General features: G+C 43.1%; 5 protein-coding genes. 3 read left to right on the top strand and 2 right to left on the bottom strand.

Going from position 1 to position 14,413, the window contains the following annotated elements; all coding sequences use genetic code 11:
• Window positions 1-65: 65 nt before the first annotated feature.
• Window positions 66-2,675 carry a tetratricopeptide repeat protein gene (locus tag HC246_RS19940; RefSeq protein ID WP_169365172.1) on the top strand — a complete coding sequence of 870 codons (2,610 nt, stop codon included), beginning with the start codon at window positions 66-68 and terminating at the stop codon, window positions 2,673-2,675.
• Between the two features lie 435 nt (window positions 2,676-3,110).
• Here the strand turns inward: HC246_RS19940 and HC246_RS19935 are convergent, their stop codons facing one another.
• Complete coding sequence (locus HC246_RS19935) at window positions 3,111-5,537, bottom strand: CHASE2 domain-containing protein (protein ID WP_169365171.1); 2,427 nt, start codon at window positions 5,535-5,537, stop codon at window positions 3,111-3,113.
• A gap of 9 nt (window positions 5,538-5,546) precedes the next feature.
• Window positions 5,547-7,301, bottom strand: a complete 1,755-nt coding sequence (locus HC246_RS19930; RefSeq protein WP_318655978.1) for a ShlB/FhaC/HecB family hemolysin secretion/activation protein — start codon at window positions 7,299-7,301, stop codon at window positions 5,547-5,549.
• A 495-nt stretch (window positions 7,302-7,796) separates the two neighbouring features.
• Between HC246_RS19930 and HC246_RS19925 the strand changes: the two genes are divergently transcribed.
• Window positions 7,797-11,633 (top strand): two-partner secretion domain-containing protein, encoded by a 3,837-nt coding sequence (locus HC246_RS19925; RefSeq protein WP_169365169.1) that lies wholly within the window; start codon window positions 7,797-7,799, stop codon window positions 11,631-11,633.
• A 33-nt stretch (window positions 11,634-11,666) separates the two neighbouring features.
• Entirely contained in the window at window positions 11,667-14,318 is a 2,652-nt protein-coding gene (locus tag HC246_RS19920; RefSeq protein ID WP_225903054.1) for a CHAT domain-containing protein, read from the top strand.
• The last annotated feature ends 95 nt before the right edge of the window (window positions 14,319-14,413 follow it).

Raw genomic sequence — 14,413 nt, 5'->3', positions numbered from 1 at the left:
CTTTTCTGTCCTCTTTAGAATTGAGTTAAACTAAATCAACACAGTCAGCAAAACTTAGTTGGGTCATGCCTACACAGCGCAATAGAGGGATCGCCGCAACCGTTGCGGGACTGCAAAAACTTCGTGAGGTTAAGGCGGCTGGCAAAGAAGATGGAACCCGTTTGACCTATGAGGGCATTGCCGATCGCATTTCTCGGAATGCTCAAGCTTCAGTCGATCAAAGAACGATAAGACGATTTTTTGATGGTAAAGGCATCGATCGAGATTACGTCCTAGCGATTTGTACGGCTTTGCGTTTAGAGGTCACGGAGATTGTTGATCCGAATGCATGGAATCCTGCTAAGTCTCGTCAAACTGCTCAAGTTGTGGCGATCGCAGCAACCCTGAATACGACACCGCCGCCTGTGGATGAATGGCAGGGACGACAGGATGAAATCAAGGAACTCCAAACCGCGTTAAGCAATGAGAAAGTACGTTTAATCGGAATGACCGCCGCAGGAGGCTATGGTAAATCGGCTTTAGCGGTGAAGTTCAAAGAGCAGTTAACCCCTGATTGGCGGGTGTTGTGGGTGAGTTTTATTCAGCCTTATCCCTTGGCGCAATTTGGGCGATGGTTATTGGAGGAGTTGGGACGAGCTTATGATGAGAAATGGGACGAGGAGACGTTAATTGGGCAGATCGTCGAAGGGTTAATCGCTGAGCCTTGTTTGTTGGTGTTGGACAATATGGAAACGGTAATACCAGCAGAAGGGAAGTCGGTTTATGGTCAATTTTTGAGCCAATGGTTAGGCAATGGGAGTAATAGTAAGCTACTGCTCACCAGTCGGGAACAGCCAGTGTTTAGCGCCAATTTGCTGCCGCGTTGTTATTGGTTAGCTCTAAAGGGGTTAGCCGAAGCTGATGCGATGCGTTTGGTGACGGAAGACTATGGATTAACGGGAACGCAGGAGGAATTAGCCCATTTTGTGAACCGAATGGATCGGCATCCCCTCTTGATGCAACTGGTATCGAGTTGGATGCGGGAGGAGTTGGGGGAAGGGGTTGGTGTGACGGAGGCGGAAAATTTGGGCTTAGATTTGTTTACGGTGGAGGGTTATCACCGTGATACGGAAACCTGTGTCAGGGAAGTGGTAGCGGCGAGTTTGGCGCGATTATCGGCAAGGTTAGGGGATATTTTAAAGCGGTTATCGGTATTGCGAGGGATTTTTGATCTAGGGTTAGCTCAGGGGTTAACTGCCGAGGTAACGGAGGCAGAGTTACGGTATTTAGCCCGTTTTTCGTTGTTGCAGGAGTTTCCCCCCGAACCCCTCAAGGGAAACCCGCGACGGTTTCAGTTTTTGCCTTTAATTTCGATGGTGGTGCAACAACAAGCGGATTCTGAGTTGTTGCGATCGGCGCATCAGGCTGCATTAGATTATTTTTTGGCACATTTACCTGCGCCACCTTGGGAATCGTTGGAGGATTTGACGGCGTATTTAGAGGGGTTTTACCATGCAGGGGAATTGGGAGAATGGCAGTTAGCTTTTGATATTTTGAATGAGGAGACAGGGGGAGAAGGGAAAAATGAATCAGTTGATCTATTTCTGGATTTACAAGGGTTTTATCGTCAGCAAGCGCAGTTATACGAGCAGGTAATCGCAGGGAGTCAACTAGAACAAGATTGTCATCGCAAATCGTTAAAATTTCTCGGCAATTGTTATAAAGACTTGGGTCAGTATGAAAAAGCGATTACCTATCATCAGAAACATTACGATATCAGCAAAGAAATCGGTGATCGGCAAGGGGTAGCAAGTTCTCTAGGCAATTTAGGAATTTGTTATAGACACTTGGGGCAGTATGAAAAGGCGATCACCTATCATCAGCAACATTACGACATCAGTGAAGAAATCGGCGATCGGCAAGGGGTGGCAAATTCTCTAGGCAATTTAGGACTTTGTTATAATTCCTTGGGGCACTATGAAAAGGCGATCACCTATCTCCAGCAAACTCACGACATCAGTGAAGAAATTGGCAAGCGGCAAGGGGTAGCAAGTTCTCTAGGCAATTTAGGAATTTGTTATAGACACTTGGGGCAGTATGAAAAGGCGATCACCTATCATCAGCAACATTACGACATCAGTGAAGAAATCGGCGATCGGCAAGGGGTGGCAAATTCTCTAGGCAATTTAGGACTTTGTTATAATTCCTTGGGGCAGCATGAAAAGGCAATCAACCATCACCAGCAAACTCACGACATCAGTGAAGAAATCGGCAATCGGCAAGGGATGGCAAGTTCTCTAGGGAATTTAGGACTTTGTTATAATTCCTTGGGGCAGTATAAAAAAGCGATCAACCATCACCAGCAATCTCTCGAAATCGAAGAAGAAATGGGCAATCTGCAAGGGGTGGCAATTTCTTTACAAAATATAGGGGAAGCGTTGATCAAACTGGAAAACTACAGCGAAGCGGAAACCAAAATTCAAGAATCCTTAGTTATTTCCCAAGAGATTAACTATAAGTCTTTAATCGCCTATAGTTTAAACGCCCTTGCCGATATTGCCCATCAAACCAATCAACCCCAACTCGCCCTCAGCCATTGCCAAGCCGCCCTCACGCTCTCCCAAGAACTTGGCATTCCTTTAGTCAAAGACTGCGAAGAACTCCTAGCAAAAATTCAGGAGGATTTAGGAGAATAATGTTAGTGTCATGAATTATTCGCGCATCAGACGATCCTTCTGTAGGGGCAAAGCATTGCCACGGAAATCTATAAATTTTCAGATAATTTTGATTTGGCAATGCTTTGCCCAAACCTCGCAACGCAGGGACAAGTTATCGATGAAAGCACAAAGGGTTGAGCATTTGCATTTCAAGATGATTGTCGGGAGTATAAAAATAGTGGCGCAAATGCTCAACCCCTACAAGTATGTGTTTATAAGGCTTTGAGGGTGCGAATAATTCATCACACTAACAGAATAACTGATGTTACGTGAATGATGGAACCAATAGTTCGACAAACTCACTAACCACGTAAGCAAGTTTGTGCTGACCTCATAGCTTTTTATCTGACCGCTTCCTTTATCTGGCTTAATTGATGACATGCCCTAGAATTCAGCAACCCAATACAATTAATTTTATTCGTGCAGATTTTGAGGCAATGTGATTATAAACTTTGTGCCGATACCAACCTCACTTTTGCAAAGAATATTGCCCTTGAGATTCTGGGTTACGAGGTTGTAGATAATATGTAGCCCTAAGCCACTACCTCCAGAATTCCTAGCTGTTGTAAAAAAAGGATCAAAAATTTTAGGCAAACTTTCTGGAGGAATACCTTTGCCATCATCGGAGTAAATGATTATTACTTTGTCATTTTGCTCCTCCACTTCAAATTGCAAAAGACCTACTTTTTCTAGTCCATGATAGGCATGAGTTAGAGAATTCATTACTAAATTCGTAACGATCTGCGACAATGCCCCCGGATAGCTTTGGATAACTATCTCTGCATCACCTTGGACAAATACTTGGTGAGGAGTATATTTGATCTGCGGAGCTAAGCTAATCAAAATCTTTTCGATATAGTCTGTTACAGAAAAGCTACGTTGCTCTAGGCTAGATTGATCGACAGCAACCTGCTTGAAGTTTTGGATCAGTTCGGCAGCTCTTTGTAAATTTGATAAGAGAATTTCACTACTGATTTTGGCTTTATCTAAATATGCTTGTAAGCTCGATTTTTTTAGCTCGCCGCGACTGAAAGCTGCATCAAATTGCTGGGTCGCATGTTCCAAAATCGAAGCTGCCATAAGGCTATTGCCAATGGGGGTATTCACTTCATGGGCAATTCCTGCAACCATGCTACCGAGGGAGGCATATTTCTCTGATTCGACCAGTTGCTTTTGGGTGGTTTTGAGTTCTTCTAAGGTGTTAGCTAGTTCAGTATTTTTGTTGTAAATAGTTAGCTCGGCTTGTTTCCGATCGCTAATATTGCGGATCATAAACAGGACTTCATTAACGCCACTGACAACGATGCGGACTTCTTCGTCTTGGCAATTACCATCTATGCAGATTTGCTGCTCGTATACTTGCACTTTGCCCGTGCTTAATGCTTGCTGGATATGAAATAGATGGCGATCGCAGATTTCGGGCGGTAGGATTTGCGAGAGATGCTTACCAATATTTTCAAAGTCGGGATAGAGCAACTCAATGTCGCGATCGTAGTTAATCTGTCCTAGATAAATGCCATCAACGCTGACATTAAACATTAGATCGGGAATAACTGAAAGGATGGCACGTCTACGGATTTCATTGGCACTGAGGGCAATATAGCCTGTGACAATAGTTGATGAACCAAATAGCGCGAGCAATGCAGGGACTATCGGAATCCACCATCCCCATAAAAAGACCAAATAGCTGGCGATAAAGAGGATACCACCTAAACTAGCGATCGCGAGAGTAACCCAAGGAATACGGAATGCAAATTTTGATTGGGTGATGGGTGGTCGATAATTGTAACGCTTCCAGCATAATAAACCACTTAAAAAAGCCCAGATCACAATCCAAAGTGACTCTATCGGTTTTGACCAGACTCGCAAGACAGGTCTACCATCAAGGGATTGGGCGATTAATTGACTGGTGATATTGGCATGGAGGGTTACACCACTGGTAACTGGAAAAGAATTGCCTAAAATCGTGCTGTTGTAGGGGGTAATAAAATAATCGGTGTTACTTTCGGCTGTAACGCCAATCAAAATCAAGCGATCGCGAAAGATGTCCTGAGGAATATCGCCTTTTAAAATTTGGGTTAAGGAGACGGAGCGGAATCCATCTTGAAAATTGCGAAAGTTCGATAGTATTTGATAGCCGCCTAACTGCTGCTGCACATAGCCGCCATCATTTTCTTGCATAGGCACAAAGATCGCTTTACCTAATTGATATTTCTGGGCTTTTGGGTCAAGCACTTCCAGTTTAATGTTTTCTTTTTGGAGATATTGCAGTGCAAGGGCAGCGCTCAAACTAGTGACTGTTTTACCCTGTTGATCTTTGAGCGATAGCAGCACTCGCCGAATTTTACCGTCGTTATCAGGGGGGAAATCATTAGCAGCTACTTGGTTGCGCTGTTCTAGAATTGGCGAGGCGGCAACGCCACTACCTTCACGATTAGCGATCACTTTGCGAATGCCAATCAGATTGGGGGTGGATTCAAATACTTTGACGAGTTCTTGATAGCCCGAACCATAGGTTTTAGGTACTGGTAAATCACGGTAGATATCTAATCCAATTACCCTTGGTTGCTGCTGTTTGATTAAATTGAGAAGCTTGGTGAGGGTCTCATCAGAGATGGGATAACCAAAATTTTGAATATCAGATTCAGAGATCGCCACAATTACGATGCGGTCATCTACAGGTTCAGGCGGTCGCCATTGAAAGAATAAGTCATAAAAAGCTAGCTCTAGGGGTTGAAGCAGTCCCATAAAGCGAATTCCCAGCAAAATTCCTGTAGTTACAGGAATAATTACAAAAAATTCTTTACACTTCCAAATCCTTTTTTTGAGGTTGCTCCACATGAATAAATCTTAAAATGGATTGGTCAATATTGAGAAATAAATCCCATTTTCCTGCAAAGTCTTTTTCTCGGCAAAAATGCGGCTCAAGGGAATGCCGAGATCAAGGCGGATGGTCAAGCGATCGCTCATTTGAAAGCGCAATCCCATACCTAATGAAGCAAGGGTACTCGGATCAGGGTTTGTTTCTGCTTGATGATTCCAGACTGTCCCAAAATCCCAGAAGGGAACCACTTGAAGAAGTCCACTAATTTCAGGTATTCGTAGTACAGGAATCCGCATTTCAGCAGATAGTAATAAACCATTATCACTAAGTAAAGCATCTTGGCGATATCCTCTCAGGTTATCTTGTCCACCAAAACTAATTTGTTCTTGCGATAACAATGGGCGATCGCTAAGTTGGAGATCGGTTCGCAATAGTAACAAAGTTTCAGGCGCTAATAGTCTTACATATTGTGTCTGTCCTCGCCAAGATACAAACTGACTATCTGGAGCAGTTAAGTTAATAGTTGAGCCAAAAGCATTAAGCCCTAAGCTAATTTGCGATCGCGCCGCAAATACCTCTTCCGCACTGCGTTGGACATATTCTTGAAAAAAGCGCAGCACTGTCACCCTCGTTTGACCATCCGCATCAGCACCAAGGGAAGGAAAAGGAATCAGACCACTTAGTAAGGATGCTGAGCTTTGGCGATGACTCAAGGACAAACCGAGGGCAAGATCTTGGACAGTATTTTGGAAGACAGGCTGGCGTAATGTTAGTTCGTAATTGCGGGAGTTAGAGGTAATATCGAGAATGTTAAAAGGAGGTTCGATGACATTACTCGATGAAGTCCCAAAGCTTAAGCCAATCGTGCCATTATAGGGATTGAAGGGGATGGTATAACTCACATCAAAAGCATTGCTGCCATTGGTATTGCTATAGGAGAGACTCAAGCGATCGCCTAGTCCTGTTAAATTAGCTTCGTTAAGTTGGATTTGACGACGCTCAGAACCAACACTTGGGGTACGACTGTTATCAAAGGTAATCGGTAGACTAAAGGTGGGAGCCTCTGTCACCTTAACTTCTAAGTCATTTAACCCCGCTTGGAGACTTGGTGATAAATTAGCCGATATATTCTCAATGAGCGGATTGATTTGGAGTAGTTGCAAGGCTTCGAGGAGACGATTGCGATTTAGGGGCTTCCCAGTAGCGATCGCGAGGCGAGATTTGATGTAGTCTTCATTCAGTCTGGTCAATCCCGTGACTTTAATTTCCGCAAGTCCCCCTTCAACAACTTGGATTTTGACAATTCCCTTCTGTAAATCCTGCTCTGGTAAATATGCGCCAGAGGTAATGTAACCCCGATCTAAATAAAGTTCCGTAATCTTGGTTCTAATTTGTAATAATTCAACAATCGAAATTGGATGATTCAGATAGGGTTTAGTAATTTCTAGCAGCTCGCGATCGCTAAAAACACTACTGCCAATCACCTCAAATTTTTTAACAATGACTAATTCTGAATTGTTATGGAGAGGAGATGGGGGAGATGGCGAAGTTGGTGCTTTTTGAGGAGGTAATAGGCGTTCGGGAGGTGGGAGCTTAGTAGGTTCTGTAGGTGCTTTTGGTGTGATTTTGGGCGCAAGATCGTTAGGAATGACTGATTTAGGAGGAAGTGGCGCGGCTTGAGTTGCGATCGCTTGGGCATAGAAATTCACAGCGATCGCCAAGAAAAACAGATATATTCCTGCCTCTTGTACTTTAGAAACGCACCTATAAACCACTTTCACGATAATCACTCCCCGCTTTCGTCAAAAAACTATAAATAGGGCGAATAGGGTTGTATTTTATTACTTATTCTTACTTTTGGATAAAGCAGTTTTATAATCCTCTTAGATTGAACTAGATTGAACTTAATGTGATGTTTTGCTAAAATATTGCTATTAAAAATCTCACCACTTATTTGAAGTAGCTAGGCGCAATTAAATATAAAACCCAAAAAGCTGTAGCGCACGCGCAGCGTGCGCTACAGCTTTTGACTCTGTTTTTTAATTATGCCCAGCTACTGATTACAAAATTATTACTATAGGGTCGAGAAATATATCAAAAACTAATATTTAAAAACTCATATATAGCGTTTACCAACCTAGTGAAGTACAGGTTCGAAGGCGGGGAAACAAACCTATTTACCTCGCTTGCTTGTAAAGCGCTATATTCAGCATTGTTTATAACTCTTGGATGTCCGCCTTGGATTTCTTAAATAGCTACTAAGATGGATTGAAGTTATGCAACTCACTCTTCGCAATATCTGTATTTCTGGGATCGCCTTTATAGGGTGGAACGCCGCAATATTTTCTGCTAATGCTCAGATTATTCCCGATCAAACTCTACCAATCAACTCAGTAGTAACTAAAAGTGGATTAACACATACAATTACTGGCGGGACAGCCAGAGGCGTAAACCTCTATCATAGTTTTCAAGACTTCTCAGTTCCGATTAATAATACCGCTTATTTTAATAATGCTTCTAATATCCAAAATATTGTGACGCGAGTAACGGGGAACTCCGCTTCTAGTATTGATGGGCTGATTAAAGCAAATGGCAATGCGAATTTATTTCTTCTCAATCCCCACGGAATTACATTTGGGACAAAGGCAAAATTAGATATTGGTGGTACTTTTGTGAGCAGTACTGCTAGCAATCTCAAGTTAACTGATGGTAGTGAATTTAGTGCTACCCATCCCCAAGCACCACCTTTACTAACAACAAGCATTACTCCCGGATTACAGTATGGCAGGAGTAATGTGGGAGCTACGATTACCAATCAGGGCAATCTCTCAACGGGACAAGATTTAATCCTCAATGCTGACAAGCTGAATTTACAGGGGCAATTGCAAGCAGGACGAGACTTAATTTTAAAAGCGCAAGATACAGTCCAAATTCGCGATCGCACGAACAATCCTTTTTGGGCAGTTGCGGGTAGATCTCTGAGGATACAGGGCAATCAATTAGTCGATATTTTTACCCTCAACCATGCTCGCAGTGGTTTTTGGTCAGGTAGCAATATGATCCTGCGATCGGCAAATCCGATTATTGGTGATGCCCATTTCTATACTGGGAGAAACTTAAAAATTGAGAAGTTAGATCGCACTCTTGGTAACTTAATCAGTCCCAACGATCCCGTCATCCTAGCAAGTGGGAATGTGACTTTAGGTAACTATACGGGCGCATCATTACATATCTTGGCAGGGGGAAGCGTGACTCTCGGCAATGTGACGATCACGGGGACAGGAAGCACAAGCACGACAATCAATCCTAGTAATACCAACCTATTTAATGCCACAAAAAGCTATGCCGATCTAGCCACATTCTCCTTAACTGACTATCAAGCTCTTAAAAATAGCGATGGGACAGTAAGGGATGTTATCCCGATCAAAATTCCAATTACCATTGATGGTAGCCAACAAGCAACTTTAGATGTGCGATCGGGGGTGGATTGGTCGCAGTTGGGAGGTTTGCCAAATAGCCCCCTAGGTTTAGGTACTGTTAATCCTAGTCCTACCTATAGTAATCCTTCTACTAATGCCAATATCACTGTGAATGGGAATATTCGTATTGATCAGCCCAATGGATTAGTTCTATTAACCAATCAATTCTCTCCTAATACTGCACAAGGGATAATCTCAACGCAGGTAATTGATACTGGTACAAGTATTGTTGGGGCGAATGCTGGCAATATTCACATCTATGGACGCGATGATATTATCCTGAATTCGGATTTAATAGCATATGCAGAGCCAGCTTTGGGCAATGCAGGTAAAGGTGGCTCGATCGCAATTTCCACTTACTCTGGCAAGATTACGTCGGGGGCTAATTTATACACTGACTCTTTTACCCCTTTGGGAAATACAAGCAATAGCGGCAAGATTTCCTTCTCTTCCTATTCAGGCAATATAATCCTCGATAATATATATTTAGAAGCTTCCTCATTTGCTTCCTCTGGCAACTCGGCAAATGCAGGAGATATTTCTCTAACTTCCTATTCAGGCAATATTACGGTTACGCGCCCACTCTGGAAAACCCCCTCAGTATCTTTAGCATTAGGTTCTTCAGGCAATGGAGGTTTGGTTTCTTTTGCCACCTATTCTGGAAATATCACTATTCAAGATGCTAGAAGCTACTTCGGAGATACTGGTACTTATTTAGACACAGGTACTTACTCAGGCTCTAAGTCCTCTGGTAATGGCGGTGATTTTTTCTTAGCTTCCAATTCTGGCAATATTTCACTATCTAAAGCCCCATTAAACTCCTCCACTGCTTCCTATGCATTTTCAAAATCAGAATATGCTGGTGATGGAGGCAAAATTTCCTTAGCTACTACTTCTGGAGATATTACACTGAATGATTTGACTCTGTACTCCTACTCCTTTGCAAAGTCTGCAAATGCTCGGAATGGGGGGGCAATTTCTCTATATTCTAGATCTGGCAATATTTACCTCAGCAATTCGACTTTGTCCGCTTACTCATTGGCTCCTTTAGCAGGTTCCCAGAATGGCGGCTCAGTATCAATATCTACTCCCAATGGCAATATCATCAGTGACTTAACCAGTTATATATTATCCTTCTCCATTTCTAAGCTAGGTGCGAGTAGCGGTAATGGTGGTGACATTAACTTAACTGCCAAAAATCAAATTAGTAACCTCGATCTGTTTACTTCATCAGCCTTTGGGCAAGCAGGAGCAGTAAATATTAAGGGCGTAGATGATTTGGCGATCGCTAGTCTTCAGATCATTACTAGTAAAACTGTTAACTTCCCTAAACGCGCCTATGATATTAACGATCCGAATACCTTCATCACCACAATTTTTGGTACAGGTCAATCAGGGCGATCGGGAGATGTCACAGTTACAGGAGCAAAGAATTTACTATTTGACAACACGCTGATCTTGAGTACCACTCAAGGGATTGATCCTGCGGGAAATATTTTGATTACTAGTCCTCAATCAATCATTTTCCAGAACAATAGCCAAATCTTCAGTAACACCAGCAGCAAAGGCAATGCAGGTAATATCGATGTTAACGCAGGACAGGATATCACCTTCAAAAATAATAGTCAGATTACGGCTCAAACTAGTAGTGATGGGAAAGCTGGCAATATCAATCTGAAAGCTGGTAATTCTATTCTTTTTACTGCGGGTACTGGCTTATTTGCGAATACAACCAAAGGTTCTAACGGGAATGGCGGTAATATCAGCATCGATCCGCAGTCTGTGATTCTTCAAGATGGAGCAACAATTGCTGTCGGTAGTCTCGGTTCTGGAATTGGTGGCAATATTAGCATCTTGGCAAATTATCTTTCGCTTCTCAATGGTTCGTCTATTACTGCTTCAACCGCTAATACAAATGGAGGTAATATCAACTTAAATGTTCCAGCCATACTACTTTTGCGTTATGCCAGCAATATTACTACCACCGCAGGGACAGCAAATGCAGGGGGCAATGGGGGCAACATCAATATTAAAGCGGGATTTATTGTTGGGGTTAAGGGAGAAAATAGTAATATCTTTGCCAATGCATTTACTGGTAATGGTGGCAATATCAACATCAATACCAATGCCATTTATGGGCTTGAGTTCCATCCTCAACTGACTTCCTTTAGCGATATTACCGCTAGTTCCCAATTTGGCTTACAGGGCACTGTGGTTGTTTCGACTCCATCCCTCGATCCTAGTCGAGGTCTGACCACTTTGCCAGTCAATCTTAGCGATCCATCAAGGCAAATTAGCCAAAGTTGTGGAGTCGGGGGGAAGTTATCTAGTCGAGATAGTAGTTTCACCATTTTGGGGCGAGGAGGTTTGCCCAAGAGTCCCAGTGATGAGCTTTCCAGTACACAACCTTTAGTAGAATTATCTGAATTAGTACCGAGTAGCAATAATCCAAGTAATAATCAAAATTTAGGATTAGAAGCAAAGTCAGAATCAAGACAGGAAGTAAATCAAGTAGTTCCTAAAGTGATTGTGGAGGCAAATGCGATCGCTAGGGATAGTCGCGGCATCCTCCGCTTAATGTCTGAAGCTCGTCCTCTCAGTCCCGCAATACCAGAGCTTTCCTGTGCAAAATAAAGGCAAATGCTAATCCTCACCCTGAAAAACTCTATGCTGTCTTGGGATGCTCTGTTTAATTTCAAATTCAAAAGTAGTAAATCACTACGCTATATTGGGATTGGCATCTGTACAACTTTCATCACCCTATGCTTAGGAATGAACTCGCAACCTAGTATCGCAAGTTCGGTAAGAGGTTTCACTAATTCCACGGCTCCAGAACTTCATCAATCGATTCCGAATAACCCTGTAGATTTCGTTCAGCTCGGCAGACAATATTACCAAGCAGGGCAATATGCCCAAGCGATCGCCTCTTGGCAACAAGCGGCAGATATTTATGCAAAACAAGGCGATCGCCTCAATCAAGCCGTTGTTGCTCAAAATCTTGCGCTAGCCCATCAACAACTCGGTCATTGGCAAGAATCAGAGCAATTAATTTTGCAGAGTTTAGAAATTTTACGATCGCATCCCCAACAGCCTAAATTACTTGCCCAAGCGCTCAACATCCAAGGCAGTCTCCAAATTGCTCAGGGGCAATCTCAAGAAGCTTTAACCACTTGGCAAAAGGCAGAACAAATTTATGAACAGGCGGGAGATAAAGATGGAGTCACACGCAGCAAAATCAATCAAAGTCAGGCTATGCGATCGCTTGGGCTCTATCCCAAAGCCAAGGCTACACTTCAACAGGTGCAATCGTTACTAAAAGAGCTTCCCAACTCCGCCCTAAAACTTTCGAGTCTGCTCAATCTTGGTGATACGCTCCGACTCAATGGAGATTTCATTGAAGCCACTGCGATCCTGAAAGATAGTCTGGCGATCGCTCAACAACTCAATGATGTCCCCACGATCGCCGAAATCCTGCTTAGCTTAGGTAATATTGCCTCTAGCCAGCAACAAGCCGCTAGTGCAGGAGATATCACTTACCGTAAGCAAAAAAGTATTGAGGCGATCGCCTATTACCAACAAGCCACTCAAATCGCAACTCGTCCGATTACCAAAGTAAAAGCCCAACTCAACCAATTGCGTCTGGAAATTGACTTAAAAAAAGTTGAGTCAGCCAAAAGCCTATTAACAAAGATCCAAGCTCAATTACCCGATCTTCCCCCTAGCCGCGCCGCAGTATATGCAAGCGTGAATTTTGCCCAGAGTTTAATCAAACTAACGCTGAGCGATCGCCAAGTTGCGGCTCAATTACTCGCCAAGGCTGCCCAACAGGCGCAAGCAATGGGCGATCCGAGAGCCGAATCCTATGCGATCGGCTACCTCGGCGAACTCTACGAGCAGTCGCAACAATTGCTAGAAGCACAGGAGTTAACCGAAAAGGCACTGATGCTTGCTCAAACCCATAATGCTGCTGATATCGCCTATCGTTGGCAGTGGCAACTGGGACGAATCCTGAAAGCGCAAGGTAAATATTCCCAAGCGATCGCTGCCTATAACGAAGCTGTGCATACTCTCACTTCTATTCGTGGTGACCTTGTTTCGAGTAATACCGATATCCAGTTTTCCTTTCGCGATAGTGTTGAACCTGTCTACCGTGAGCTTGTAGGATTGCTGATGCGTCATGAACAGGGCAAAACTATCAGCCAAGACAATCTTATCGCCGCCCGTAAAGCGATCGAATCTCTGCAACTAGCAGAACTAGATAACTTTTTTAAAGAAGCTTGCCTTACGGGTCGAGCCACCCAAGTTGATGAGGTCGATCCCCAAGCTGCGGTAATCTACCCCATTGTTTTGCCTGACAGATTAGAAGTAATTGTTTCTCTGCCAAATCGTTCTCTTTTTCACCATACCAGTCAAATTTCACAAGATCAACTCGACCAGCTTTTGAGTGAACTATGGCGATCGCTCAGACGAACATCCCTTGAGACAGATATTCAAACAAGCTCAGAAAAAGTCTACAACCTCCTAATTGGCAAAGAAATTGCCGATACCTTCAACACTAATAAGATCCAAACTTTAGTATTTGTGCTTGATGGTTCTCTACGGAACTTACCCATGGCAGTTCTCTATGATGGGAAGCAATATTTAATGGAGAAATACAATCTCGCGCTCACTCCTGGGTTGCAACTTCTCGATCCACGTCCCCTCAAACGTCAACAGTTAGAAGTATTTATCGGTGGCTTAAGCAAGGAAACTCAAAACTTTCGAGCATTACCTAATGTCGAAAGAGAAATCCAGAAAATTGCTGCAATGGTATCAACTCCAACACCATTACTTAATGAAACCTTTATCAGCGAATCGATCAAAAAACAAATTAGTAAAATTCCCTTTAGGGTAGTACATTTGGCAACTCATGGTGAATTTAGTTCTAATGCTGAAAAAACCTTTATTTTGACTTGGAATAATCGTCTGGGAGTCAAACAATTAGGAGAATTACTGCAAACTAGGGATCAAGATCAACGCATTCCCATTGAGCTATTGGTGCTCAGTGCCTGTAAAACCGCCAAAGGTGATAATCGCGCTACCTTAGGACTAGCAGGTATAGCAGTGCGATCGGGAGCAAGGAGTACGATCGCCAGTTTATGGTCAGTTGAGGATAGTGCCACCGCCACATTTATGGAGAATTTCTATCAAGAACTCGCAGTGATTGGAACAACAAAAGCTGATGCTTTACGCAAAGCGCAACTCCATCTTCTCAAGAACCCACAATTTACTCATCCCTTTTACTGGGCACCATTTGTATTAGTTGGTAATTGGCTATAAAAATTTGCAGTGATTAATACTTTTGGGTTTATGTCTCCTAGATTACTTTAGATTTATAGTAAATTCAAATAAGAACTAGAGGAAACAGGAGGAGA

This window comes from Pseudanabaena yagii GIHE-NHR1 (genome assembly GCF_012863495.1).
Lineage (GTDB): Bacteria > Cyanobacteriota > Cyanobacteriia > Pseudanabaenales > Pseudanabaenaceae > Pseudanabaena > Pseudanabaena yagii.
The sequence above is the reverse complement of the archived record's forward strand: the minus strand, read 5'-3'. Positions and strand labels throughout refer to the sequence as shown.